We start from the raw sequence: 24,868 nt of genomic DNA on the forward strand, positions 1-24,868 counted from the left end.
CGCCCCGGGCCGGCAACGGCGCCGATGGTCTGATTCGACACATATCCTGGGGCAAATCGGGCTTCACCTGATGCTCCCAGGAGGATGAGCAGATCATGCGTATCGGCGTGCTCACCGGCGGCGGCGACTGCCCAGGTCTCAACGCGGTCATCCGGGCGGTGGTCCGCAAGGGCGTCGCCAGCTACGGCCACGAGTTCGTGGGTTTCCGTGACGGCTGGAAGGGCCCCCTGGAGGGCCTGTCCCGTCCGCTGGGCATCGCGGAGGTCCGCGGCATCCTGCCGCGCGGCGGCACCATCCTCGGTTCGTCCCGGACGAACCCGTTCAAGATCGAGAACGGCGTCGAGCGGATCAAGGAGAACCTCGCCGCGCAGGGCGTCGACGCGCTCATCGCGATCGGCGGCGAGGACACCCTCGGCGTCGCCACCAAGCTGCACGAGCTCGGGGTGCACGTCATCGGCGTGCCGAAGACGATCGACAACGACCTCGGCGCCACCGACTACACCTTCGGCTTCGACACCGCGGTCAACATCGCGATGGAGGCCATCGACCGGCTGCACACCACCGCCGAGAGCCACCACCGCACCCTCGTGGTCGAGGTGATGGGCCGGCACGCCGGCTGGATCGCGCTGCACGCCGGCCTGGCCGGCGGCGCCAACGTGATCCTGCTGCCGGAGCGGCAGTTCGACGTCGACCAGGTCGCCGGCTACGTCGAGAAGCGCTTCCAGCACCAGTACGCCCCGATCGTGGTGGTCGCCGAGGGCGCGCAGCCGCTGGACGGCCAGATGGTGCTGCACAACCAGGAGCTCGACGCGTTCGGCCACGTCCGCCTCGGCGGCATCGGCCAGTGGCTCGCCGAGCAGCTGGAGGCCAAGACCGGCAAGGAGGCCCGCACGGTCGTGCTCGGGCACATCCAGCGCGGTGGCACCCCGACGGCCTTCGACCGGGTGCTCGCCACCCGGCTCGGCCTGCACGCGATCGACGCCGCGCACGAGGGCGACTGGGGCAAGATGGTCGCCATGCAGAGCACGGACATCGTCCGCGTTCCGCTCGCCGAGGCGACCCGCGAGCTTAAGACCGTGCCGCTGGAGCGGTACGCCGAGGCCGAGGTCTTCTTCGGCAGCTGATCCGAGGTGTCGACGGCGCGGCGGGCCGCAGGGCCCCCGCGCCGTCGATCACGGCAGAGGGGGTACGGCGGGATGTCGTCCATGGTGCACACGGTCGCGGTGATCGGGGCGGGCAAGATCGGTGAGCTGATGCTCTCCGGGCTGCTGCGCTCGGGCTGGCCGGTCGACCGGCTGCTGGCCACCGCCCGCCGGCCCGCCCGCGCCGAGGAACTGACCGCCCGGTACGGGGTGCGGGTGGTCGACAACCTGGTCGCGGTGGACGAGGCCGAGGTGCTCGCCGTCTCGGTCAAGCCGCAGGACGCGGCGGCGCTGCTGGAGGAGATCGGGCCGAAGGTGCCCGCCGACAAGCTGGTGATCTCGCTCTGCGCCGGCCTGCCGACCAGCTTCTTCAACCGACGGCTGCCCGAGGGCACCCCGGTCGTGCGGGTCATGACCAACACCCCCGCGCTGGTCGACCAGGCGATGACCGCGATCTCCGCCGGCGCACACGCCACCGGGGCGCACCTCGCGTTGGCCGAGGAGATGTTCAAGCCGCTCGGCTCGACCATCCGGGTGCCCGAGTCGCAGCAGGACGCGGTGACCGCGCTCTCCGGCTCCGGGCCGGCGTACTTCTACCTCCTGGTCGAGGCGATGATCGACGCGGGCATCCTGCTCGGCCTGCCCCGGCAGGTCGCGCACGAGCTGATCGTGCAGACCGCGATCGGCTCCGCGGTGATGCTGCGCGACTCCGGCGAGCACCCCGTGAAGCTGCGCGAGGCGGTCACCTCGCCGGCCGGCACCACCATCTCCGCCGTGCGCGAGCTGGAGAAGCACGGCGTACGCGCGGCGCTGCTCGCCGCGCTGGAGGCGGCCCGGGACCGGGCCCGCGAGCTGGCCGCCCAGGCCGACTGACCCCACCCCGCGCCGGAGCTGCCCCGACCGGCTAGTAGAGCAGGTGGGGCGTCCGCCGCCGGTCGAACTCGGCCAGCTCGCCGGCCCAGGCACCGACCACGTCGTCCACGTCGGCGCCCGCGTCGATCATCGTGCGCAGCCGCGGCGATCCGGTCAGCTTGTCGATCCAGTACGGCCGCACGGCGTCCCACGAGTCGCGTCGCCACGCGAACGCCTCGTACCTGTGCGCCTCCACCAGCATCGCGACGGCCGTGCGGATCGGGTCGTACGTCGCCCGGTCGACGACCTTCACCTCCACCCCGGCGCAGAGCTTGTTGAGCAGCGCCGGCTTCTGCCCCGCCGCCGTGGGCGTGAAGTACGCCTCGCGGAACTCGACGCCGGGCAGCTCGCGCGCGTTGAGCCGGTCGGACCAGTGGTAGTCGAAGTCGTCGGCGAGGCCGCCGATCAGCTCGAACGGCTTGCAGGTGCCCCGACCCTCGGTGATCGAGGCGACGCCCTCGAACAGACCGGTGCCGGGGTAGACCAGCGCGGTGTCCGGGGTGGGCATGTTCGGGCTGGGCAACACCCAGGGCAGGTCGGTGTCGGCGGCCAGTTTGTCGCGCTTCCAGTGTCGACACCGGACCACGTGCAGGTCGACCGGTCGCCCGGCCGCGGCGGGCAGGAACTCCGCGTTGAAGAACCCCGCCAGCTCGCCCACGGTCATGCCGTGCTGCTGGACGATCTCCTTCAGCCCCACCCCGGAGGTGTAGGCGGGCGTCATCATCGGCCCGTAGGCCCGGCCGCCGATCGGGTTCGGCCGGTCCAGCACGACGTACCGCTTGCCGACCCGGGCGGCGGCCACCATCGAGGTGTACATCGTCCAGATGTAGGTGTAGAAGCGGACGCCCACGTCCTGGATGTCGAAGACGACGGTGTCGACGCCGGCCTCGGTGAACATGGACTCCCACCTGGCCTGCGAGGCGCCGTACGCGTCGTAGACGGTGACCCCGGTGCGGGCGTCGACGCCGGTGCCCTCGCTGCCGCCGGCCTGCGCCGAGCCGCGGAAGCCGTGCTCGGGGCCGAACGCCGCGGCCAGCCGCACCGCGTCGGAGGCGTGCATCAGGTCGACCAGGTGCCGGTAGGACGCGTCCACCCCGGTGGGGTTGGAGATCACGCCGACCCGCTGGCCGGCGAGGTCCGCGAAGTCGGAGCCGACGAGCACGTCGAGGCCGGTCTCCACGCGGCGGATGCCGGGCACCGCACTGCCGGACGTGCCGGGGGCCGCCGCCGCGACCGCGCCCGCGGTCACCGCACCCGCCCCGGCCAGGAACTTTCTGCGCTCCACATCGACCTCCCGTCGGTTGGTCGAAACTTAGCTACACATTGATGCCTCGTCAAGGAAGGTTAGCTACATGCCGTGCGGCCGGGCGGACGACTCCCGGGCCGGTCCGGGGCGCGCCGTCACCCGGCGCGCCCCGGGCCACGGTCAGGCCGCGCCGGGGCCGGCGCCCGTGGCCGGGTGCCCCATACTGGCCCGGTGTTCACCCTCGCCCAGGCCCGCCACCTGATCGCCACCCTGCGCCCGCGCGTCGAGGAGCTGGTCCGGCTGCGGGCCGACCTGGCGGAGCTGCGCGCCGACCTGGCCGACCGGGGCGTCAGCCCGCTCGGCGGGCTGCCCGAGATCAAAGGGCTCGAGGCGAGGCTGCACGCCCTCGTCGAGGAGCTGCACTCCCACGACATCCAGGTCAAGGGCATCGCGCCGGTGCTGCTCGACCTCCCCGGCGAGCGGGACGGCCGGCCGGTGCTCTGGTGCTGGCTGGAGGGGGACGCCGACGTGCGCTGGTACCACCGCGTCGAGTGCGGCTTCGCCGGCCGTCGCCCGGTCTGAGCCGACGGCGGACCGTTGCGGGGCGCGGTGTCCCCTGCCGTCCGGGCGATGGTCACCGGGCGGGCGGACCCGGCGCGCGCGATCGGCACCCGCCGTGGCGTACGGCCCGCGCCGGTCGGGTGGGCCGTGGCGGAGGCCCACCCGGCCGGTGGCGCGGGTCAGCGAGTGGCGGCGGCCAGGGCGGCGCGCACCGTGGCCGCGTCCGCCGGCGCCTCGCGTTCCCAGTTCGCCGGGTCGGTCGAGTAGATGGTCCCGTACGCCGGCGTGTCCGGCTGGTAGCGCCAGCTCTCGGCGAGCGTCCCGGCGTCGACCGCGTCGTAGCCGATCCGGTCGAGGAAGGCCGTGGCGTCGGCCTTCGCGCCCGCGTCGTCGCCGGCGATCGGCAGCGCGCTGCGGTCGGCGGCGCCGGCGGGTCGGGCCAGCGCGTGCAGGTGCTTGAAGAAGATGTTGTTGAAGACCTTCACCACCCGCGACCGTGGCAGGTGCCGCTGGAGCAGCTCGCTGCTGGTGGCCGTGCCCGCGTCGAGCTCGGGGATGGTGCCGTCCCGCTCCGGGTAGTAGTTGTTCGTGTCGAGCACGACCTTGCCGGCCAGCGGCTCGACCGGCACGTCGCGGTACGCCCTTAGCGGGATGGTGACGACCACCAGGTCGCCGGCCTCCGCCGCCTCCGCCGGGGTGGCGGCCCGGGCGCGGGGGCCCAGGTCGTCGACGAGGTCCTTGAGCGTCTCGGGGCCCCGCGAGTTGCTCAGCACCACGTCGTAGCCGGCGGCCACCGCCAGTCGGGCCACCGTGCCGCCGATGTGTCCACTACCGATCAGTCCCACAGTCGTCATGTCCGTCCCCAACTCCGTTCGTCGTGGCCGTATTCCCTACCGGCATGGTCGGCAATTCGTGCCGGTGGACCCGCACCGGCCGGTCCCGGCGCGGACGGGCGCGGGCGTCAGGGCCGCCGGGGCGCGGGCACGACCCGGTCGGGGTCGTCGCCGCGCCGGACCGCCACGACCACCCGCTCGACCCGCTCGCCGGTCTCCGGGTCGGCCCAGACGAACACGACCGGCTGCTCCGCCGCGAAGAGTTCCCAGACGAACGGCGGCAGGTCCTCCGGCGGCATCCGGATGTACCCGCTGGCGGCCGCGATCTGACCGAGCAGGTGGTCCAGCACGAAGCGGCGCCGGCCGGCGCCGTCGAGGTGCGTGGGGACCGGCGGCAGGTGCCGCAGCCGGCCGTGGTCGCGCAGCACGTCGTCGGGCACCGCCGCGTCGAGCACGACCCGGCCGGCGTCGAGGGACCGCTGGATGCTGACGTGGTGGCCGGGCGGAACGAGACCCGGCGGAAGCATCCCCTGCACCGCGAAGAACATCGCGCCCCCTCGCCGTAGGCCCACCGCCGGTGTCGCCGATCGTAGTCCGGGGGACACGCAGCGGCACCGGTTCTCGGCGGAGGAGCCTCGCCCCGCGCCGGTGGCGGGTGCGGGGCGGGGCGGCGGTCAGGCCGCCGGGGGCAGCACCTTCTCGATCGCGGCGCGCAGGTCGGCCGAGTCGGGCTGGACGGTCGGCGCGAACCGGGCGGCGACCGTGCCGTCCGGGGCGACCAGGAACTTCTCGAAGTTCCACCGCACGTCGCCGGTGTGGCCCTCGGCGTCGGCGGTGCCGACCAGCGCGGCGTAGAGGGGGTGGCGGCCGGGGCCGTTGACGTCGACCTTCTCCGTCAGCGGGAAGGTCACCCCGTAGTTGACCTGGCAGAAGTCGCTGATCTCGGCGGCGGTGCCCGGCTCCTGGCCGGCGAACTGGTTGCAGGGCACGCCGAGCACCACCAGGCCGCGGTCGGCGTACTCGTCGTGCAGCGCCTGGAGGCCGGCGTACTGCGGGGTGAGGCCGCAGCGGGAGGCCACGTTCACGACCAGCAGCGCGCGTCCCCGGTGCTGCGCGAGGTCCGCCGGGCCGCCGCCCAGGGCGTCGATCTGGATGTCGAAGACGGTCATGGGGCGAGGTTACGCGCCGTCCGCCGGGCGCCCTGCGAGGTCCGGCGGGCGGCCGGCGACGCTCCCGGGAGAAATCGATAGATGCACATCTTGACTAAGTGATGACGGCGTGAGTAGCGTCTCACCATCCTTTTGGAAAGTTTCCTAACTGTTTGGGGAGACGCCACATGAAGAGATCGCTCCGCCGGGCCCTCTGGGTCGGCGCCGTCATGGCCGTGACGGCCGCCACGGTCCCGATGGCCAGCGCGTTCGGCGACGGCAGCGTGACCGCCGCGTTCGCCAAGGCGCAGGACTGGGGGACCGGTCACGAGACGCGGGTCACCATCACCAACGGGTCGAGCGCGTCGGTGAGCACCTGGCGCATCGAGTTCGACCTGCCGTCGGGCACCAGCATCAGCAGCTCGTGGGACGCCGACGTCACGCGCACCGGCGACCACTACGTCGCGGTCAAGAAGAGTTGGGCCGGCCCGCTCGCGCCGGGCGCCACCTTCAGCTGGGGCTACAACGGCACCGGCGCGTACAGGGCGCCGCTGAACTGCACGATCAACGGCGCGCCGTGCGGCGGCGGCAGCACCCCGCCGCCCACCACCACCGCGCCGCCCACCACCACCCCGCCGACCACGGCGCCGCCCACCACGCCGCCGCCGACCACCCCGCCGCCCACCACCAACCCGCCGGACCCGGGCGGCAAGAAGGTCGTCGGCTACTTCGCCCAGTGGGGCGTCTACGCCCGCAACTACCACGTCAAGAACATCCACACCAGTGGCTCGGCCGCGAAGCTGACCCACATCCTGTACGCCTTCGGCAACACCACCGGCGGCCGCTGCACGATCGGTGACAGCTACGCCGACTACGAGAAGGCGTACACCGCGGCGGACAGCGTCGACGGCGTCGCCGACACCTGGGACCAGCCGCTGCGCGGCAGCTTCAACCAGCTGCGCAAGCTCAAGAAGATGTACCCGCACCTGAAGGTGATCTGGTCCTTCGGCGGCTGGACCTGGTCCGGCGGCTTCACCCAGGCCGCGCAGAACCCGGCCGCCTTCGCCGAGAGCTGCCACAACCTGGTCGAGGACCCGCGCTGGGCGGACGTCTTCGACGGCATCGACGTCGACTGGGAGTACCCGAACGCCTGCGGCCTCACCTGCGACTCCAGCGGCCCGAACGCCTTCAAGAACGTGGTGGGCGCGCTGCGCACGAAGTTCGGCTCGTCGGCGCTGGTGACCGCGGCGATCACCGCGGACGGCAGCAACGGCGGCAAGATCGACGCCACGGACTACGCGGGCGCCGCGCCGCACCTCAACTGGATCATGCCGATGACGTACGACTACTTCGGCGCCTTCAACGCGCAGGGCCCCACCGCCCCGCACTCCCCGCTCTACTCCTACCCCGGCATCCCGCAGCAGGGCTTCTGGTCCGACGCGGCGATCCAGAAGCTCAAGAGCAAGGGCATCCCGGCCAACAAGCTGCTGCTCGGCATCGGCTTCTACGGCCGGGGCTGGACCGGGGTGACCCAGGACGCCCCGGGCGGCACCGCCACCGGCGCGGCCCCGGGCACCTACGAGGCGGGCATCGAGGACTACAAGGTCCTCAAGAACACCTGCCCGGCCACCAGCACGGTCGCGGGCACCGCGTACGCCAGGTGCGGCAGCAACTGGTGGAGCTACGACACCCCGTCGACCATCAACGGAAAGATGACGTACGCGAAGAACCAGGGCCTCGGTGGCGCGTTCTTCTGGGAGCTCTCCGGTGACACCGGCAACGGCGAGCTCATCGGCGCCATCAAGGGCGGTCTCGGCTAGGCCGTGGGCCGACGCACCACCCACACGGCGGGGAGGGACCACGCACCGGTCCCTCCCCGCCCGGCCGTGTGCCCGGGCGGCGAGCGTCTTCCTCACCGGCGAAGGCGGGGTGGCCCGGCCCCGGCGGCGGCCCGGCCCGGCGTGGCGGCCCGGCCCGGCGGCGGCCCGGCCCGGCGCGGCGCGGCGGGCCGCCAGGCACATCCGTCGATGTGACAGACTCGCCGCTCAACGGGCTCGATGTCCACGGCGACGGAGGTGTCGATGCGCACGACGCACGCGAGGCTGGCGGTGGGTGCCGGGCTGCTCGGGGCGCTGCCCCTCGCCCTGCTGGGCTGCGGCATCGGCGGGGACGACGACCCGGCGACCAAGCCCGGGCGGGCACCCGCCGAGGAGGCCGCCGCGAAGTCGCGGGAGCGGGTGCAGGCATACCTCGACGCGATGACCGCCAAGGACGTCGCGGCCGGCCGCAGCCAGCTCTGCGCGGTTCTCCAGGAGAGCTTCGACGCCGCCGCCACCGGCCCGAACGGCGACTTCGCCGACCACTTCAAGGTCCCGCAGGCGGAGATCACCGACGTCCGCCCCGGCCCGCGCGGCCAGGAGGTGAGCGCCAGGGTCTCGGTCACCGCCGGCTCCCGCACGACCACCCGGCCGCTGCTGTTCACGGTCACCCGCGACGGCGCCGACTGGTGCATCGCCGCCGAGGCGCCGGGCGGCAACACCCCGGCGCCGACCGCCACGCCCTGACCTGGGCTCCGGTGAGTCATCTCTCACCTGCCGGAACCCGCCCCCTCGCCGGTCGGCCGCCCCGACGGTCGCCGTACGCTTTCTGTCATGCGCCATGAGTGGCATCAGCTGAGCCATCCCGCGGTGGGCAGCCCGGGGCTGCAGACCAGCCGTCCGACCGTCGACTCCGCCGAGGACGCGGCCCTCGGCCTCGACCGCTGGCGGGAGCTGCCGCGCGCGCAGACCCCGCCGTGGCCGGACCCGGCCGGGGTCGCCGAGGTCTGCAAGGTGCTCGACACCGTGCCCTCGGTGGTGGCGCCCTACGAGGTCGACCAGCTCCGCCAGCGGCTGGCGCTGGTCTGCGAGGGCAAGGCATTCCTGCTCCAGGGCGGCGACTGCGCGGAGACCTTCGCCGACAACACCGAGAGCCACCTGCTGGCCAACGCCCGCACGCTGCTCCAGATGGCGATCGTGCTCACCTACGGCGCCTCGCTGCCGGTGGTCAAGGTCGCCCGCGTCGCCGGGCAGTACACCAAGCCCCGGTCGCTGCCCACCGACGCGCGCGGCCTGCCGGCCTATCGCGGCGACATGATCAACTCGCTGGAGGCCACGCCGGAGGCCCGCGCCGCCGACCCGCAGCGCATGATCCGGGCGTACGCGAACTCGGCCGCCGCCATGAACATGCTCCGCGCGTACCTGGCCGGCGGGCTGGCCGACCTGCACGCGGTGCACGACTGGAACAAGGGGTTCGTCAAGAACTCCCCGGCCGGCGAGCGCTACGAGGCGATCGCCCGGGAGATCGACCGGGCGCTGGCCTTCATCCGGGCCTGCGGGATGACCGACGACGAGGCCCTGCGCACCGTCACCCTCTACTGCTCCCACGAGGCCCTCGCCCTCGAGTACGACCGGGCGCTCACCCGGGTCTCCGACAACCGGGCGTACGGGCTGTCCGGGCACTTCCTGTGGATCGGCGAGCGCACCCGCCAGATCGACGGCGCGCACATCGACTTCATCTCCCGCATCGCCAACCCGATCGGCGTCAAGCTCGGCCCCACCACCACGCCGGACGAGGCGATCGAGCTCTGCGAGAAGCTCAACCCGGACAACATCCCCGGCCGGCTCACCCTGATCAGCCGGATGGGCAACCACCGGGTCCGCGACGCCCTGCCGCCCATCGTGGCGAAGGTGACCGCCGCCGGCGCCAAGGTGGTCTGGCAGTGCGACCCGATGCACGGCAACACGCACGAGTCGTCCAACGGCTACAAGACCCGGCACTTCGACCGCATCGTCGACGAGGTGCTCGGCTACTTCGAGGTGCACCGGGCCCTGGAGACCCACCCCGGCGGCCTGCACGTCGAGCTGACCGGCGAGGACGTCACCGAGTGCCTCGGCGGCGCCCAGGGCATCGAGGACCTCGACCTGCCCGACCGGTACGAGACCGCCTGCGACCCGCGACTGAACACCCAGCAGTCGCTGGAGCTGGCCTTCCTGGTGGCGGAGATGCTTCGTGGCTGACCTCCCCGCGAGCGCGGGGAGCGAGCCTGCCGGCCCCGCAGCCGCGAGCGACGACATGATCGTCGACCTGCGTTCGGACACCGTCACCCGGCCGACCCCCGGGATGCGGGAGGCGATGGCCGCCGCCGAGGTCGGCGACGACGTCTACGGCGAGGACCCGACCGTCAACGCGCTGGAGGCCGAGGTCGCCGCGCTGTTCGGGCACGAGGCGGCGCTGTTCGCCCCGACCGGCTCGATGGCCAACCAGATCGCCCTGCAACTGGTGGTGCCGCCGGGCAACGAGCTGCTCTGCGACGCCGACGCGCACGTGGTCACGTACGAGATCGGGGCCGCCGCCGCGTACGGCGGCATCTCCTCGCGGACCTGGCCGGCGGTGGGCGCGGACATCGACCCGGACGCGGTCGCCGCCATGATCCGCCCGGACGGCTACTGGGCGGTGCCCACCCGGGCGATCGCCGTGGAGCAGACCCACAACCGGGGCGGCGGCGGGGTGATCCCGCTGGCCACCCTGCGGGAGCTGCGCCGGGTCGCCGACGACGCGGGGGTCGCGCTGCACTGCGACGGCGCCCGGATCTGGCACGCGCACGTCGCCGACGGCGTGCCGCTGGCCGAGTACGGTGCGCTCTTCGACACCCTGTCGGTCTGCCTCTCCAAGGGGCTCGGCGCGCCGGTCGGCTCGCTGGTCGTCGGCAGCGCCGACCAGATCGAGCGGGCCCGGTTCATCCGCAAGCGGATGGGCGGCGGGATGCGGCAGGCCGGCATCCTCGCCGCGGCCGGCCGCTACGCGCTGGCCCACCACGTCGACCGGCTCGCCGCCGACCACGCGAAGGCCGCCCGGCTCGCCGAGGCGATCGCCCCGTTCGGGGTGCTGGCCAACCCGGTCCGGACCAACCTCGTGCCGCTGGATCTCACCAAGGCGCCGCTGGACGCGCACGCCCTGGCCGCCGCCGCCCGCGCCGAGGGCGTCCTGGTGTCGGTGCTCGGCCCGCGCGTCGCCCGCCTGGTCACCCACATGGACGTCGACGACGCCGCCATCGACCGGGCCATCGAGGTCGTCACCCGCATCCTCCGGGACTGACCGCCCCGTCGCGTCGCCCGTCCGTCGGCGAACCGCCGGACGGGCGACGGCTCAGGGGTGCAGGCGCTTGAGGGTGGCGATGTCGGCGGCGTGGCCGACGTGCTTCTCGGTCGGGGTCTCCACCACGACCGGGATGCCGGCCGTGGCCGGGTGGGCCATCAGCTCGGCGAACGCCGGCTCGCCGATGGTGCCCTTGCCGATGTTCTCGTGCCGGTCCCGGGTGGAGCCGCACAGGTCCTTCGAGTCGTTCGCGTGCACCAGCCGCAACCGGCCGGCCCCGACCGTCGCCACCAGCGTGTCCAGCGTCGCCGTCATGCCGCCCTCGGCGGCCAGGTCGTGGCCGGCGGCCCAGGCGTGGCAGGTGTCGAAGCAGACCCCGAGCCAGGGGTGCCGGTCCACCGCGTCGAGGTACGGCCCGAGCTGTTCCACCCGGGAGGCGAGCGACCGGCCGCCGCCCGCGCTGGGCTCGACCAGCAGCCGCGGGCCGTCCGACGCCGCCGCCTCGTCGAGCAGCGGCAGCAGCGTCTCGCGTACCTGTCGCAGCGCGGCCTCGGCGTGGCCCGCGTCGACCGCGCTGCCGGCGTGGAAGACCACGCCCTCGGCCCCGATCGCCCGCCCCCGGCGCAGCGCGTGGGCCAGCGTCTCCGCGGAGCGTTCCACCGTGTTCGCCGTGGGGGAGCCGAGGTTGACCAGCAGCGACGCGTGGATGAAGACGGGCAGGCCCCGCTCGCCGCAGCCGTCGCGGAACCGCGTGTCCTGGGCCGGGTCGCCGGCCGGCAGCGCCCAGCCCCGCGAGTTGGAGACGTAGACCTGCACGACCTGCGAGCCGGCCGCGTCGGCGTACGGCAGCGCCGCCTTGGCCAGGCCGCCCGAGGTGGGCGTGTGCGAGCCGACCGGCCGGTGCTGCGCCGTCGTCCCGTGCGCGGTCGTGACCGCGTGGTGCCCCGTGATCTCGCGTGCCGTCATCCCTACAGACATCCGATGGTGACCTGGGTGCCCGGCGGCACCTGCGTGTTCTCCGGCGGGTTCTGGAACCGGGCGATGCCGTTCGGGTTGAACTGGATCACCACGGGGAAGCGCTGGCTCTCCAGCACCTGCTTGGCCTGCTGGCACGGCAGGTCGACGACCCGCGGCACGGGGACCAGCGGCGGGCCCTTGCTGAGCTCCAGCGTGACCTTGGCGCCCCGCTCCACCCCGGTGCCGTCCGTCGGGCTCTGCCCGAGGATCTCGTCCCTGGGCTTGTCGGAGTCCTTGTAGGTGGGCGGCTCCACCAGCACCAGGCCCAGCTGGGCGAGGATCGTCCGGGCCTCGGCCAGGCTCTTGCCGACCAGGTTCGGCACGGAGATCGGGGCCTTGCCCTTGCTCAGGACGACGGTGACCTTGTCGCCCGGCTTGACCTCGGTGCCGACCTTCGGGTTCGTGTCCACCACCACGCCCGCGGGCAGGTTGTCGTCGTAGCGGGGGGTGCCCTTCGCCACCACCAGCTTCGCGTCGAGCAGGTCCACCTCGGCCAGCTCGAACTCCTTGCCGACCACGTCGGGCACCGGGAAACGCTCCGGCCCCAGCGAGAGGGTCAGCGTGATCGTGCCGCCCTTGACGATCCGGGTGGCGGAGACCGGATCCTGCGCCAGGACGGCGTCCTTCGGGACCTTCTCGTCGTAGCGCGGCTCGGCGTAGGCGAGGGTGAAGCCGGCGCGGGCGGCCTGCGCCTCCGCGTCGGCCTTGCTCAGGGTCACCAGTTGCGGCGCCACCGTGTAGCGGCCGACCCCGAACCACCAGCCGCCCCCGGCAGCCACCAGGCCCAGCACCACCACGGCGGCGATCACCGCCATCCGGCCCCGCGGATCGCCCATCACCCGGGCGCGCAGCGCGGACAGCCGCGACCAGAGGCTCTCGTCCTCCTCGGGCTCGGCCCGGCGCCGGCCGCCCCGGGGGGCGCCGCCGTCGGGCAGCCGGGCCCACGCCGGCCGCTCGGCCGGCCGGACCGCCGCGACCACCATCGTCGGCTGGGCCACCGCCGGCTCGTCGGTCACCCGGCGCAACACGGCGGTACGCGTGTTCGCGTCGCCGAGGTCGTCCCGGGCGACCTGCACCTCGGCCAGCAGCGCGCCGGCGTCGGTCGGCCGGGCGCCCGGATCGCGTCGGGTGGCCCGGGCGACCAGGTCGTCCAGCGACCTGGGCAGCCCGGGCACCAGCGTCGAGGGCGCCGGGACGTCCCGGTCGACGTGCTGCCAGGCGACGTCGACCGGCCGGTCCCCGTCGTAGGGCACCCGGCCGGTGAGCATCTCGAACAGCACGATGCCGGCGGAGTAGACGTCGGTGCGGGGGTCGGCGTGCCCCTCGGTGACCAGCTCCGGGGCCACGTACGCGACCGTGGCCATCAGCTGGTTGCCGTTCTCGTCGTCGGCGCTCGCCTCGACCGCCCGGGCCAGCCCGAAGTCGGCCACCTTGACCACGCTGTCGACGAGGTTGGCGGCGCCGCCGGTGGGCGCCTCGGCGACCAGCACGTTCTCCGGCTTCACGTCGCGGTGCACGAGGCCGGCCCGGTGCGCGGCGGCGATGGCGGCGAGCATCTGCTCGGCGATGGCCAGCGCCTCGTCCGGGTTGAGTCGGCGCCGCTCGGCGAGCACGTCGCGCAGGGTGCGGCCGCGGACGTACTCCATCACCAGGTAGGGCAGGCCGGCGTGGGTGCCCTGGTCGTAGACCGCGACCACGTTCGGATGGGTCAGTCGGGCGATCGTCTTGGCCTCGTCGGTGAACCGCTCCACGAAGCCCGCCGTCCGGGCCCGGGCCTCGGGCGCCTGGGACGGATGAATGATCTTGACCGCCACGGTGCGCTCGAGGCGCTCGTCGGTGGCGGTGTACACGGTCGCCATGCCGCCACGGGCCACGCGACCGCGGATGCGGTAGCGCCCGTCGATCAGCGAGCCCAGCAACGTGTCGGCGACCTGTGTGTCCATCGGCAGGGAGTCTATGTGTCCGGAGGGTGAAGGTTGAACAGGATGCTACAGCTGGGCTGCGACGACGACCGTCCCGCCGCGCTCGCGCCGCCTGTCCGCCCTGCTCACCCGGCTCATCGGGGTGCCGTTGGCCGGGGTCGGCCGGGGCATGGCAGGGTGGTCGGGTGACCGACTCCGTACCCGCCGACCGGGCCGTGCCCGACCCCGGGGCCGCCGGCCCCGCCGACCCCGCCGACTGGCTGACCCTGCCGGACGTGGCCGAGCGCCTCGACGTGTCGATCAGCAAGGTCCACCAGATGATCCGGGACCGGGAGCTGATCGCGGTGCGCCGCGAGGGCGTCCGCCGGATCCCGACCGATCTGGTGGCCAACAAGACCGTGCTCAAGCACCTGCCCGGCGTGCTGAACCTGCTGGCCGACGCCGGCTACGACGACGAGGCCGCGCTGCGCTGGCTCTACGAGCCGGACGACACCCTCCCCGGCGCCACGCCGGCGAAGGCGCTCGCCGGCGACCAGGCCCGCGAGGTCAAGCGCCGCGCCCAGGCCCTGGGCTTCTGACTTACCCCACCCCCGCCCCCGCGGCCCCCGCCCTCGTCGTCCCCGCGATCTTGCACTTTGTGCCCTGACATACCGGGACACATGTGGCGAAGCGCGGGCCGGAAGTGCAAGATCGCGTGGGCGTGGGCGTGGGCGTGGGCGTGGGCGTGGGCGTGGGCGGGGTCAGTCGGCGCGACGGGTGGCGGCGATGGCCAGGTCGACCAGGGCCTGCCGGGCCTCGGTGTCCAGGTCGACCGTGGCCAGCGCGGCCAGCGCGGTGTCGGTCAGCGTGACGATCCGCTGCTCGGTACGCGCCAGCGCGCCGCTGTCGCTGATCATGTCCCGCAGCCGGGCGACCCCGGCCTCGTCCAGCCCGGGGTCGCCGAGCCCGCCGAGCAGCAGCTCGCGCCCGGCCTCGTCGGTCGCCTCCAGGGCCGCCGCCACCAGGTAGGTCCGCTTGCCCTCGCGCAGGTCGTCGCCGGCCGGCTTGCCGGTCTGCGCCGGGTCGCCGAACACCCCCAGCACGTCGTCGCGGAGCTGGAACGCCTCGCCCAACGGCAGCCCGTACGCGGAGTACGCCGCCCGGACCTCGGCCGGCGCGTCGGCCAGCGCGGCGCCGAGCAGCACCGGCCGCTCGACCGTGTACTTCGCCGACTTGTAGCGGGCGACCTTGCCGGCCCGCTCCAGCGAGGTGTCGCCGGTGGCCTGGGTCAGCACGTCGAGGTACTGGCCGACGGTGACCTCGGTGCGCATCTCGTCGAAGACCGGCCGGGCCCGGGCGACCGTCCGCGGGTCCAGCCCGCAGGAGTGCAGCAACTCGTCCGACCAGACCAGGCAGAGATCGCCCAGCAGGATCGCGGCGGCGTCGCCGAAGCCGTTCGCGTCGCCGCCCCAGCCGGCCGCCCGGTGCCGGGCCGCGAACCGGCGGTGCACCGCCGGCTCCCCGCGCCGGGTGTCGGAGCGGTCCATCAGGTCGTCGTGGATCAGCGCGCTGGCCTGCACGAACTCCAGCGACGCCAGGGCGGTCACCACCTGGTCGGAGTCGACGCCGCCGGCGCCCCGGAAGCCCCAGTAGGCGAACGCCGGCCGCAGCCGTTTGCCGCCGCCCAGCACGAACGCCTCGATCGCCTCGGCGACCGGCACCAGGGCGTCGTCGACACGGGTCATCCAGGTGCGCTGGGTGGCCAGGAACTCGACCAGGGCCTTGTCGATCCGTTGACGCAGCCCGGCACGGTCGACCGGGGAAACGGGAGCAGCGTGGGTCACGCCACGACGCTAGCCGGTCGGGGGTGACCCCGCCGCAGCACCGGGGGCCCGACGCGCCGCGCGGGCCCCCGGAGCCCGTCGGCCGCCCGGGGCGGGCCCCGGGCGGGGCAGGTACGGGCCGGCGGCCGCGACCAGCGCCCGGTACCGCCGGACGGCCGGCCGGTCGCCGTGCCCGGCCAGCCGCCGGCGCACCTCGGCCAGGTGCTCCAGCGCCCGGGGCGACCCGGCGCGGACGGCGTCGAGCAGCGCCTCGCCGGCCACCGCGCAGGCCCGCTCCACCTCGCCGAGCTGGAGGTAGCACCGGGCCAGCCAGCCGCCGTAGATCGCCGAGGTGCGGGGACGGCCGCGCTGCCGGACGGCGTGCAGCGGCGCCTCGGCCGGGCGTGGCCGGCCCAGCGCGACCAGCGCGCGCCCGGTCATCGCCGCCAGCTCCGGCCCGTCGAGCCAGTAGAGCCACGGCGGCTCCCGGCCGGGGTCCGGCACGCCGGTCGCGTGGCGAGCCGCACCGAGCGCCTGCCGGGCCGCCCCGGCCCGACCACCGAGCGCCGCGGCCAGCGCCACCCGGTGCAGCAGCAGGGCGCGCAGGCCGGGGGTGGCCCATCGCCGGGCCCCGGCGTACGCCGTGCGGGCCAGCACCAGCGCGCCCTCCGGGTCGCCGGCACCGGCGAGCAGGTGGCTGGCCGAGCCGAGCACGTGCCCGGCGAACGCCGGGTCACCGGCGGTCGCGGCGGCGCGCAGCGCCAACCGGTAGGCGTCGAGCGCGCCGGCCGCGTCCCCCGCGTCGGCGGCGAGCCAGCCGGCGAGCTGGGCCGACTCGGCCAGCTCGGGCAGCAGCCGGCGGCGCGCGGCCGGCCCGCACCCGGCCAGCGCCCGCACCGCCCGCCCCAGCCGGTACGCCCCCAGCCCGGCCAGGTCGGCCCCGCCGGCGAGGTCGTCCAGCCGGCGCAGCTCCGCCAGCCGCACCGGCCCGGCGGGGTGGGACCCGGGTCGCCCGGCCGCCGGCGCGTCGGCATGCTCGTCGGCCGGTCGGGTGGGCGTGCCCGGCAGCAGCGCGGCGCGCGGGTCGACCAGCCAGCGCTGGGCCAGGGCGAGCAGCGCCGCCCGGGACCGGGATCCGCCGAAGGACGGCGGTGGGCCGAGGCGCCGGGTGCGGGCCGCCGCGTCGGCCAGCAGGTCGGCCGGCACCGCGAGGACGACGGCGAGCCAGCCGAGCCAGAACTCGCCGGGAACGCGCAGCTGTCGCTCCCACCGGGAGACTTCGTGCCGGCTCAGCGTCGGCACCCCGGAGACGTGGCAGAGCTCGGCCGCGAGCCGCAGCTGGCTCCAGCCGCGGACCAGCCGGAGCTGGGCGAGCAGCGGCCCGAGCAGCTGCGGGCCGGGCGGGGGCGGCGTCATCGGTCCTCCGGCGGGCGTCGGCGTGGACGGCGGCGCAGGCCCCGGACGGACCGGTGCGCCACCGTGGATGCTGACCCCCGCGCGTGCCCCCGCCGGGGCCGACCTCCGGCCGGCCCGCCCCGCGCTGCACCATGACTACCCCGGGGGTACGACGCTTTCCGGCCCCGGCCGGCCGGCCCGGCGTACGCCTGGGGCCGGCGACCCGCCCGCGAGCCGGCGCGGGGCCGCCGGGGGGCGCCGTGGGGCGGACGCCGACCGGCGGGCCGGTCGAGTCCCGGCGACCGGCGCGCGGGCCGGCCGCGCGGCCCGTGTCCCCTGCTGTGGGAAGGTCTCCGGCGCGGGGCGCCCCGCCCGCTAGAGTCGTGGGGTGGCGCTCGGTCTTCCCTCGGTCCTCCCCAACCCGCAGCCGGCGATCGGGGAGCTGATCCGTGACCACCAGCCGACCTTCTCGTTCGAGTTCTTCCCGCCCAAGACGGAGCAGGGCGAGCGGCTGCTGTGGCAGGCGATCCGCGAGCTGGAGTCGCTGCGGCCCTCGTTCGTCTCGATCACCTACGGCGCGGGCGGGTCGACCCGCGACACCACGGTCGCGGTCACCGAGCGGATCGCCACCGAGACCACCCTGCTGCCGATGGCCCACCTGACCGCGGTCGACCACTCCGTCGCCGAGCTGCGCCACGTCATCGGCCGGCTCGCCGGGGTCGGGGTGCGCAACGTGCTCGCCGTACGGGGCGACCCGCCGGGCAACCCGGGCGGCGAGTGGGTCCGCCACCCCGAGGGCGTGCTCTACGCGGAGGACCTGGTCCGGCTGGTCCGCGACGCCGGCGACTTCAGCGTCGGGGTGGCGGCGTTTCCGTACAAGCACCCGCGCTCGCCCGACGTGGCCAGCGACACGGAGCACTTCGTGCGCAAGTGCCGGGCCGGCGCCGAGTTCGCGATCACCCAGATGTTCTTCGACGCCGACGACTACCTGCGGCTGCGCGACCGGGTCGCCGCCGCCGGCTGCGACACCCCGATCCTGGCCGGCGTCATGCCGGTGACCCAGATCGGCACGATCGAGCGCTCCGTGCAGCTTTCCGGGGCGCCCTTCCCGCCGGCCCTGGCCGAGCGGTTCTCGAAGATCGCCGACGACCCCGAGGCGGTGCGCCGGCTCGGCGTCGAGCAGGCCAGCGAGATGTGCCGGCGGCTGCTCGACGAGGGCGTGCCCGGCATCCACTTCATCACCCTCAACCGCTCCACCGCCACCCGCGAGGTCTGGCAGAACCTCCAGGTCGGTGCGCGGGTGTGACCGCACGTGCCGCGACACCTGAGCGCCGCCGCAACGGTTGATCCGTGGTGGGCACACAGCTGAACTGGGACGAGTACGCCACGGCGTGGGCGCGCCTGCACGGGGGCTTCGACCCCCGGGCGGCGGCCCCGGTCGTCCGCGCCTGGCTGCGGTTCGCCTACCACGTCGGGTTCGTGCTGGGCCGGCTGCGGGTCGGCCCGACCCCGGTCACCGTGGTCGGCGTGCTGCTCTGCGCCTGCGTGCCGCTGCTCGCCGTACGGCCGCAGGACGGCCCTTTCCTCGGGGCGCTGTTCGTGCTGCTCGCCGCGGTGGCGGACAGCGTCGACGGCGCGGTGGCGGTGGCCACGAACCGGACCACCCGGCTCGGCTACGTCTACGACTCGCTCGCCGACCGGCTCGGCGAGGCCGCCTGGCTGGTCGCGTTCTGGCTGGTCGGGGCGCCCGGGGCGCTCGTCGCGACCGCCGGCGCGCTGTCCTGGCTGCACGAGTACGTCCGCGCCCGGGCGGTCTCGGCCGGCATGCGGGAGATCGGCGCGGTGACCGTGGGGGAGCGCCCCACCCGGGTCTCGGTCGCCCTGGTCGGGCTGCTGCTGGCGGGGCTGACCGGGCTGATCGAGCCGGACCTGGCCGCCGGCACCATCACCATGGCGACCGCCGTCTGGGTGCTGCTGGCCGGCTTCGGGCTGGGCCAGCTCCTCTCCGCCGTCCGCCGCGCCCTGATCGACGCCGGCTGACCGGCCGGCGGGTGTCGCGAAGGCCCCACCCGAGGCGCTGACCGGGTGCCGCACGTCCTACCAGGCGGGGCCGATCTCGTCGGCGACGATCTGGGCGGAGAGCGTCACCATCGGCAGGCCGCCGCCCGGGTGGCTGGAGCCGCCGACCAGCCACAGCCCGTGCGCCGGGCCCCGGTTCGCGGGGCGGAGCAGGCCGCCGGCGGTGCCGTAGATCGACCCGCCGGGCGCGCCGGTCGCGGCGTCCAGGTCGGCGGGGGTGCGGACCTCCCGGAACACCAGCCGGTCCCGCACGTCGACGCCGCGCTCGGCCAGCACGTCGAGGACCCGGTCCGCGTACGCCCCGGCGAGGCCCGGCCGGCGCCAGTCGACCGCGCCGGTGGCGGTGCCGTGCCGGGGGGCGTTGACCAGCACGAACCACGCCTCGTGGCCGGCCGGCCGGACCACCGGGTCGTCGGCCACGGTGACGAAGACGGTGGGGTCCGCCGCCGGGCGGGCCCGCACGCCGCGCCCCGGGCGGCCGAAGACCGCGTCGAACTCGGCGTCGTAGTCGCGGGGGAAGAACACGTTGTGGTGGGCCAACCCGGAGCTCCCGGTGACGCCGAGCAGCAGCACGAAGCCGGCCAGGCTGCGGTCGGTCAGCCCGGTCAGCCGGCGCGGGTCGGGCAGCAGGTCCCGGTAGAGGGTGAGCGCGTCGACGTTGGCCACCACCACGTCGGCGGGGACCGGCGCGGTGACGCCGCGCAGGCGTACGCCGTGCACCCGGCCGCCCGCGGCGTCGATGCGGGTGACCGTGGCGCCGGTCTGCACCACCACGCCGAGGTCCAGGCAGCGGGTCAGCAGCGCGTCGGCGAGCGTGCCCAGCCCGCCGCGCAGGTACCAGCCGCCGAAGGCCAGCTCGGCGTACGGCACGGCGACCAGCGCGGCCGGCGCCCGGCGCGGGTCGGCCCCGGTGTAGGTGGCGTACCGCTCCAGCAGCATCCGCAGCCGGGGGTCGGACAGGTGCCGCCGGCCCAGCCCGCGCAGCGTCCGGCCGGGGCCGATCGCGGCCAGGTCGCCCAGCCGCCAGGCCAGCGCGGCCAGGTCCAGCGGGGAGTCGATCGGGCGGCGCAGGATGTCCCGGTGCGAGGCCTGCCACACCCGCGCGGCCCGGCGCCACAGCCGCTGCCAGTCCGCCGCGGCCCGGTCGCCGAAGGCCGCGCCGATCCGGGCGGCGAACTCGGCCGGGTCGGCGCACGAGTCGAGGGCCGGGCCGCCGCCGGGGAAGACGTGCCGCACGATCGGGTCCACCGGCGCCAGGTCCAGGTACTCGTCGAGCTTCGCGCCGGTCGCCTCGAACAGGTCGTGGAAGACGTCGGGCAGGGTGAGCAGGCTCGGCCCGGTGTCGAAGTGGAACGGGCCGTCGGGGGTGTCGTGGACGTACCGGCCGAGCTTGCCGCCCACCGTGTCCGCCCGTTCGAGCACGGTGACCTGGTGCCCGGTGGCGGCCAGCCGGGCGGCGGTGGCCAGCCCGCCCACCCCGGCGCCGACGACCACGATCCGCGCCATGCCGCGCCTCCCTAGCTGACGGGGCGGCCGCGCCAGGAGAGGCGACGCCGCTTCCGCAGATGGTACGACCGGAGGGTCAGCCAACCGAGGACCACGACCGACACGGGGTGTGCCAGCGCGTCGGGCCACCACCGGCCGCCGGTCGCCCGGGCGCTGACCACCCGTCCGGCGACGCCGAGCAGGTAGGCGGCGAGAGCCGCGGCGGCCACCGGCGGCGCGCCGGCGGCCAGGGCGACGACCGCCAGCAGCGGGGGAGCGGTGTAGAGCACGAGCAACAGGGTCACCACCGCGGCCGCGGCTGCGGGGTGGCCGAAGGTCGCCCAGAGCGACTTCGAGTAGCCGTCGCGCAGCTGCGGCCAGTCCTCGTACATCCGGCAGGCGGCCAGCCGCGAGCCGTCGGCGAGGGCGATCCGGCCGCCGGCCCGCTTGACCGCGCGGGCCAGCTCGATGTCCTCCAGGACCTTCCCGGCCACCGCGGCGTGCCCGCCGGCGGCGTCGTAGCCAACCCGGTCCACCACCAGGAACTGCCCGCCGGCGGCGGCCAGCGACGGCCGCGGCGAGCGCTCCATCGCCCGCAGCGGCAGGAAGGTCAGCCACAGCCACTGCAACAGCGGTTGGACCAGCCGGTCGGCCGCCGTCGCGACCACGATCCGGGGGTACGGCGACAGCAGCGTCACCCGCGCGGCGCGCAGCTCGGTGACCGCCGCCGCGACCGCGTCCGGGGCGAGCACCACGTCGGCGTCGACGAAGACCAGCGCGGTCGCCGCGGGGTCGGCCCGGGTGGCCAACTGCCAGCAGGCGTGCGGCTTGCCCAGCCAGCCCGGCGGCGGGGCGACCCCGTCGAGCAGGGTGACCCGGGGGTCGTCGCCGGCGACCGCGCGGACCACGTCGGCCGTGCCGTCGGTCGACCCGTCGTCGAGCACCACGACCCGCAGCCCCGGCACGCCCCGCTGGGCGAGCAGCGCGCGCAGGCAGGGGGTGACCCGGGTGGCCTCGTCGCGCAGCGGCAGCAGCACCGCCACGGTCTCGGTGACCGGCGCCGGCCGGTCCGCCGGGCGGCGCAGCCGGCGGCCGGCGTTGACCAGGGTGTGCGCGGTCAGCACGGCCACGCCGGCCAGCAGCGCGAGGACGGCGGTCATGCCGCCGCGTCGACGCCGGGGCGCTGCGGCCGGCGCGGCTCGTGCCCCTCGTCGCGGCGGGCGCGGACCAGCGTGACCGCCAGCGGCACGGCGGCCACCGACATGCCGGCGGCCCCCCACAGCGCCGAGGCGGGCAGGTCGAGGAAGACCGCGTGGGCCAGCACGCTGGAGAAGTACGTCCACAGCCAGAGCGCGAACATCGGGCCGTCCCGCTCGTCGGTGCCGCCGACGGCGGGCCCGGCCAGCGGGCGCAGCGCGCCCATCATCAGCACCGCGAAGAGCAGCCAACCCAGGTAGTTGCTCACCGGGATGCCGGGCAGCCCCGGCAGGGCGGGGGTGGCGTCCCGCCAGACCCAGTAGCCCTCGGCGACCATCTGGGGGTCGAGGAAGAGGTCCCAGGCGGCCAGCCCGACGGCGGCCAGCGCGACCCGCCGGCCGGGGAACCGGGTCCCCCGCCGACCACCGGCGTCGCTGCCGACGCCCGGCGCGCTGTCGGGGGTGCCGCCGGCCCCCAGCGGAGCGCCGCCGGTCAGCCGGGTGGCGGCCAGCCAGGCCGGCCAGGCCATCCAGGTCCAGGCCAGCGGGATGATCAGCGGCACCCCGGCCAGCTTCGGTCCCAGTTCGCCCGAGTAGTCGTAGCTGCCGAAGGGGAAGCCGGTGGCCACGCCGAGCGCCTCGATGGCGAACCCGCCGACCGTGGCCACCGCGACCAGCGCCGCCGCCGTACGCGGGCCCCGGCTGAGCAGCGCGTGGCTCACCGAGAGCAGGTAGCCGAGCACGACGGTGGCGACGGTCAGCCGGGCCCGGGTCTGCCCGGTGCTCAGCGGGTAGCAGATCTGCGCCAGCACCAGCACGGCCAGCAGCGTCCAGGACAGCCGTCGGGTCACGGCGCGGCGGCCCGGCCGCGCGGGGCGGACGTCGGCGGCTCCAGCGGCAGGTCCCGGCCGAGCACGCCGAACGGGCGCTCGTCGCCGGGGAAGTGGAAGTGGCGCAGGACGTCGACGAAGCCGAACCGGCGGTACAGCCGCCAGGCCCGGGACCGTTGCTCGTCGGCCTCCGGGGTGGACAGCAGGGTGGTCGTCCCCTCCGCCATGGTGAGCAGGGCCCGTAGCTGCCCCGCGCCCAGGCCGTGCCCCTGCGCGGGCGGCCGGACGTGCAGCTCGACCACCTCGAAGCAGTGGGTCAGCCAGCGCTGCCGGGCGGGCGTGTCCAGCGCCCGCCACACCTGGTCGTGCCACCACTGCCCCGGGGCGCCGAGGTAGCCGTAGCCGAAGCCGGCCAGGTGGCCCTCGCTGGTCAGGCTGGCGACGGCGCGGAAGCCGGGCCGGCGTACGTGGGTGGCGATGTAGCCGCGCCGCGCCTCCAGCAGGTCGGTGCGGTACCCCATCGCCTCGCCGTAGACGGCCACCACGTCGTCCAGCCGTCGGACGAGATCGTCCGGCGTCCACCGCACCAACCTCATGCCCGTGCACCCTCCGCCGTTCCCGGGCCGCCGTCCGCGACCCACCCCAGCACCGCCCGGTCACCGACCACGTCGCGCACCTCGAACCGCGCGAAGAGCTCCTCCGCGTACCACCCCTCCGTGGGGGTCCGCATGATCGCGGCGCGGTGCTCCGGGTGACGGTACGCGAACGCCACGAGGTCCGCCGGGTCACGCCACACGCTCACCGTGCCCTGCCAGCCCAGCGGGGCCTCGCCGACGCCGAACCGGGCCAGCAGACCGGGCGCGGCGCGCAGCGCGGCGGCGACCGGGGGGACCGCCCGCCAGAAGGTGACCGCCCGCCGGGGGCGCAGCCGGGCCCGGGTCAGGGCCAGCACCGGGCCGGTGACCCGGCCGCCGGGCGGCTCGCCGAACGGCCGGCGGCCCGACCACTCGCCCCGGCTGCTCAGCGGGCGCAGGTCGACCCGGACGGCCGCGCGGGCGATCCGCGCCCAGCCGCGCCCCACCGGCGAGTCGTCGAAGCCGGCGGCCGCGGCGGGGGAGTCCCACACGGTCAGCGCCGCCCACCGGGTCAGGTCGGCGTCGCCCGGCCCGAAGCCGGTGCCGGTCCCGGTGCCGAGCAGCTTGCCGAACCGTACGCCGGGCAGCGCCCGCAGCCGGCGGGGGTCGGCCGCCATCCGGGTCAGCGCCCGGGGCAGCGCGGCGCGGGACGTGCGCCACACGTGCAGGGTGACCAGCCCCGGGACGCCGTCGGTCCCGCTCACGCCGCCGCCCCGCCGCCGAGCCCGACGGTCCGCCCGCTCAGCCCGCTCACGCCACGTCGGCCGGGGTGCCGCCGGTGACCCGCAGCAGTTCCCGGTACGTGGTGGGGAAGACCGCCTGCGGCACGCCGCCGGCCGCCCAGATCTCGTCGTACCGCTCGAGGGCGGTGTCGACCAGGGTGCGCAGCGGGCGCGGGTGGCCGACCGGGGCGACCCCGCCGATCACCTGCCCGGTGTGTGCGCGGACGAAGTCGGGGGTGGCCCGGCGCAGCCGGGTGACCCCGATGGACGCGGCCAGGCCGGCGGTGTCCACCCGGTGCGCGCCGGAGGTGAGCACCAGCAGCGGCGCGCCGTCCGCCTCGAAGACGAGCGAGTTGGCGATCTGGCCGACCCCGACGCCGAGCGACTCGGCGGCGGCCGCGGCGGTGTGGACCGCGTCGGGCAGCAGGCGGACGGCGCTCGGCGCGCCGGACCCGTCCCGCGCGCCCGCGGCGTCGAGCACGTCCTGCACCGCCCGTACGTTCGGGTGTGGCTGCATGCCGCCATTCTTCCCGGTGCGCCCGCCGCCGGCCCGCCCGGCCACGCCGACCCCGCCCCGGCCACGTCGACGCCCGCCGACCACGCCGGGCCGCCCGAGGTGCGACCGCTCCGGGTCGGGCCCGGCGCGGCCGGTCGGTTCGGTGCGGGACGGCGACGGCGTGAGCAGGCCGGTGACGGGGCGGGCACCGGGGGCGACGTCCCGCGCGCCACACGTTGCATTTTCGTCGGAGGGAGGGTGTACTGTCAGCAGTGGTTAGAACGAGTGTTCGATTGCGTCGAACGCCCGTT

General features: G+C 75.4%; 24 protein-coding genes. 10 read left to right on the forward strand and 14 right to left on the reverse strand.

Going from position 1 to position 24,868, the window contains the following annotated elements; translation table 11 throughout:
* Nucleotides 1–95: 95 nt before the first annotated feature.
* Together ACGF7U_RS05930 and proC are read left to right on the forward strand one after the other, a co-directional pair.
* A complete protein-coding gene (locus ACGF7U_RS05930) occupies nucleotides 96–1,124 on the forward strand; it encodes a 6-phosphofructokinase (RefSeq protein WP_393103397.1) in 1,029 nt (342 codons plus the stop codon).
* A 72-nt stretch (nucleotides 1,125–1,196) separates the two neighbouring features.
* Nucleotides 1,197–2,015 carry a pyrroline-5-carboxylate reductase gene (gene proC / locus ACGF7U_RS05935; RefSeq protein ID WP_393103399.1) on the forward strand — a complete coding sequence of 273 codons (819 nt, stop codon included), beginning with the start codon at nucleotides 1,197–1,199 and terminating at the stop codon, nucleotides 2,013–2,015.
* A gap of 31 nt (nucleotides 2,016–2,046) precedes the next feature.
* Here the strand turns inward: proC and ACGF7U_RS05940 are convergent, their stop codons facing one another.
* Nucleotides 2,047–3,339, reverse strand: coding sequence for an exo-beta-N-acetylmuramidase NamZ domain-containing protein (locus ACGF7U_RS05940; RefSeq protein ID WP_393103401.1), 1,293 nt, complete (start codon nucleotides 3,337–3,339; stop codon nucleotides 2,047–2,049).
* A gap of 192 nt (nucleotides 3,340–3,531) precedes the next feature.
* Here ACGF7U_RS05940 and ACGF7U_RS05945 point away from each other — a divergent pair, with 192 nt between their 5' ends.
* Nucleotides 3,532–3,882, forward strand: coding sequence for a DUF2203 domain-containing protein (locus tag ACGF7U_RS05945; protein ID WP_393103403.1), 351 nt, complete (start codon nucleotides 3,532–3,534; stop codon nucleotides 3,880–3,882).
* 158 nt (nucleotides 3,883–4,040) lie between these two features.
* Here ACGF7U_RS05945 and ACGF7U_RS05950 read toward each other — a convergent pair whose 3' ends face one another.
* The 3 genes from ACGF7U_RS05950 to ACGF7U_RS05960 form a co-directional block, all read right to left on the reverse strand.
* Nucleotides 4,041–4,715, reverse strand: a complete 675-nt coding sequence (locus ACGF7U_RS05950) for an NADPH-dependent F420 reductase (RefSeq protein ID WP_393103405.1) — start codon at nucleotides 4,713–4,715, stop codon at nucleotides 4,041–4,043.
* Between the two features lie 107 nt (nucleotides 4,716–4,822).
* On the reverse strand, nucleotides 4,823–5,242 hold the full coding sequence (locus ACGF7U_RS05955) for a hypothetical protein (RefSeq protein ID WP_393103407.1): 420 nt from the start codon (nucleotides 5,240–5,242) through the stop codon (nucleotides 4,823–4,825).
* A 126-nt stretch (nucleotides 5,243–5,368) separates the two neighbouring features.
* A complete protein-coding gene (locus ACGF7U_RS05960) occupies nucleotides 5,369–5,863 on the reverse strand; it encodes a glutathione peroxidase (RefSeq protein ID WP_393103409.1) in 495 nt (164 codons plus the stop codon).
* Between the two features lie 167 nt (nucleotides 5,864–6,030).
* Here ACGF7U_RS05960 and ACGF7U_RS05965 point away from each other — a divergent pair, with 167 nt between their 5' ends.
* The 4 genes from ACGF7U_RS05965 to ACGF7U_RS05980 all read left to right on the forward strand — a co-directional run bounded on the left by ACGF7U_RS05965 (nucleotide 6,031) and on the right by ACGF7U_RS05980 (nucleotide 10,978).
* Entirely contained in the window at nucleotides 6,031–7,662 is a 1,632-nt protein-coding gene (locus tag ACGF7U_RS05965) for a glycosyl hydrolase family 18 protein (protein ID WP_393103412.1), read from the forward strand.
* A gap of 261 nt (nucleotides 7,663–7,923) precedes the next feature.
* On the forward strand, nucleotides 7,924–8,406 hold the full coding sequence (locus ACGF7U_RS05970; RefSeq protein WP_393103414.1) for a hypothetical protein: 483 nt from the start codon (nucleotides 7,924–7,926) through the stop codon (nucleotides 8,404–8,406).
* A gap of 87 nt (nucleotides 8,407–8,493) precedes the next feature.
* Nucleotides 8,494–9,900, forward strand: coding sequence for a class II 3-deoxy-7-phosphoheptulonate synthase (locus ACGF7U_RS05975; RefSeq protein WP_393103416.1), 1,407 nt, complete (start codon nucleotides 8,494–8,496; stop codon nucleotides 9,898–9,900).
* A gap of 55 nt (nucleotides 9,901–9,955) precedes the next feature.
* Complete coding sequence (locus ACGF7U_RS05980) at nucleotides 9,956–10,978, forward strand: threonine aldolase family protein (RefSeq protein ID WP_393104133.1); 1,023 nt, start codon at nucleotides 9,956–9,958, stop codon at nucleotides 10,976–10,978.
* A 51-nt stretch (nucleotides 10,979–11,029) separates the two neighbouring features.
* Here ACGF7U_RS05980 and ACGF7U_RS05985 read toward each other — a convergent pair whose 3' ends face one another.
* Both ACGF7U_RS05985 and pknB read right to left on the reverse strand, forming a co-directional pair.
* On the reverse strand, nucleotides 11,030–11,944 hold the full coding sequence (locus ACGF7U_RS05985; RefSeq protein ID WP_393103418.1) for a deoxyribonuclease IV: 915 nt from the start codon (nucleotides 11,942–11,944) through the stop codon (nucleotides 11,030–11,032).
* A gap of 2 nt (nucleotides 11,945–11,946) precedes the next feature.
* A complete protein-coding gene (gene pknB / locus ACGF7U_RS05990; protein WP_393103420.1) occupies nucleotides 11,947–13,938 on the reverse strand; it encodes a Stk1 family PASTA domain-containing Ser/Thr kinase in 1,992 nt (663 codons plus the stop codon).
* A 164-nt stretch (nucleotides 13,939–14,102) separates the two neighbouring features.
* Between pknB and ACGF7U_RS05995 the strand changes: the two genes are divergently transcribed.
* The gene (locus tag ACGF7U_RS05995; RefSeq protein WP_393103422.1) at nucleotides 14,103–14,495 is read left to right on the forward strand and encodes an Rv2175c family DNA-binding protein; all 393 of its coding nucleotides are present in this window, start codon (nucleotides 14,103–14,105) and stop codon (nucleotides 14,493–14,495) included.
* Between the two features lie 162 nt (nucleotides 14,496–14,657).
* On the opposite strand, the gene ACGF7U_RS06000 is transcribed toward ACGF7U_RS05995, so the two are convergent.
* Together ACGF7U_RS06000 and ACGF7U_RS06005 are read right to left on the reverse strand one after the other, a co-directional pair.
* A complete protein-coding gene (locus ACGF7U_RS06000; protein WP_393103424.1) occupies nucleotides 14,658–15,740 on the reverse strand; it encodes a polyprenyl synthetase family protein in 1,083 nt (360 codons plus the stop codon).
* A 9-nt stretch (nucleotides 15,741–15,749) separates the two neighbouring features.
* Nucleotides 15,750–17,135, reverse strand: coding sequence for a transcriptional regulator (locus ACGF7U_RS06005; protein WP_393103426.1), 1,386 nt, complete (start codon nucleotides 17,133–17,135; stop codon nucleotides 15,750–15,752).
* A 367-nt stretch (nucleotides 17,136–17,502) separates the two neighbouring features.
* Between ACGF7U_RS06005 and metF the strand changes: the two genes are divergently transcribed.
* Both metF and ACGF7U_RS06015 read left to right on the forward strand, forming a co-directional pair.
* Complete coding sequence (metF, locus tag ACGF7U_RS06010) at nucleotides 17,503–18,420, forward strand: methylenetetrahydrofolate reductase [NAD(P)H] (RefSeq protein WP_393103428.1); 918 nt, start codon at nucleotides 17,503–17,505, stop codon at nucleotides 18,418–18,420.
* A gap of 44 nt (nucleotides 18,421–18,464) precedes the next feature.
* Nucleotides 18,465–19,154, forward strand: coding sequence for a CDP-alcohol phosphatidyltransferase family protein (locus ACGF7U_RS06015; RefSeq protein ID WP_393103430.1), 690 nt, complete (start codon nucleotides 18,465–18,467; stop codon nucleotides 19,152–19,154).
* A 57-nt stretch (nucleotides 19,155–19,211) separates the two neighbouring features.
* Here the strand turns inward: ACGF7U_RS06015 and ACGF7U_RS06020 are convergent, their stop codons facing one another.
* Genes ACGF7U_RS06020 through ACGF7U_RS06045 form a run of 6 tightly spaced genes read right to left on the reverse strand, consistent with a single transcriptional unit; the run spans nucleotide 19,212 to nucleotide 24,578 of the window.
* Entirely contained in the window at nucleotides 19,212–20,699 is a 1,488-nt protein-coding gene (locus tag ACGF7U_RS06020; protein WP_393103432.1) for a phytoene desaturase family protein, read from the reverse strand.
* Between the two features lie 11 nt (nucleotides 20,700–20,710).
* Nucleotides 20,711–21,838: a glycosyltransferase gene (locus tag ACGF7U_RS06025; RefSeq protein ID WP_393103434.1), complete on the reverse strand. Its 1,128-nt coding sequence runs from the start codon at nucleotides 21,836–21,838 to the stop codon at nucleotides 20,711–20,713.
* Entirely contained in the window at nucleotides 21,835–22,725 is an 891-nt protein-coding gene (locus tag ACGF7U_RS06030) for a carotenoid biosynthesis protein (RefSeq protein ID WP_393103436.1), read from the reverse strand. The genes ACGF7U_RS06025 and ACGF7U_RS06030 overlap by 4 nt, the downstream gene beginning before the upstream one ends.
* Nucleotides 22,722–23,300 carry a GNAT family N-acetyltransferase gene (locus tag ACGF7U_RS06035; protein ID WP_393103438.1) on the reverse strand — a complete coding sequence of 193 codons (579 nt, stop codon included), beginning with the start codon at nucleotides 23,298–23,300 and terminating at the stop codon, nucleotides 22,722–22,724. Before ACGF7U_RS06035 ends, ACGF7U_RS06030 begins: the two co-directional genes overlap by 4 nt.
* Nucleotides 23,297–24,043, reverse strand: a complete 747-nt coding sequence (locus ACGF7U_RS06040; protein WP_393103440.1) for a monooxygenase — start codon at nucleotides 24,041–24,043, stop codon at nucleotides 23,297–23,299. The genes ACGF7U_RS06035 and ACGF7U_RS06040 overlap by 4 nt, the downstream gene beginning before the upstream one ends.
* 46 nt (nucleotides 24,044–24,089) lie before the next feature.
* Nucleotides 24,090–24,578, reverse strand: a complete 489-nt coding sequence (locus ACGF7U_RS06045; protein WP_393103442.1) for a YbaK/EbsC family protein — start codon at nucleotides 24,576–24,578, stop codon at nucleotides 24,090–24,092.
* Between the last annotated feature and the right edge of the window lie 290 nt (nucleotides 24,579–24,868).

Origin of the sequence: Micromonospora sp. NPDC047670 (genome assembly GCF_043204915.1) — a bacterium.
In the GTDB taxonomy this organism is placed as follows: Bacteria; Actinomycetota; Actinomycetes; order Mycobacteriales; family Micromonosporaceae; genus Micromonospora.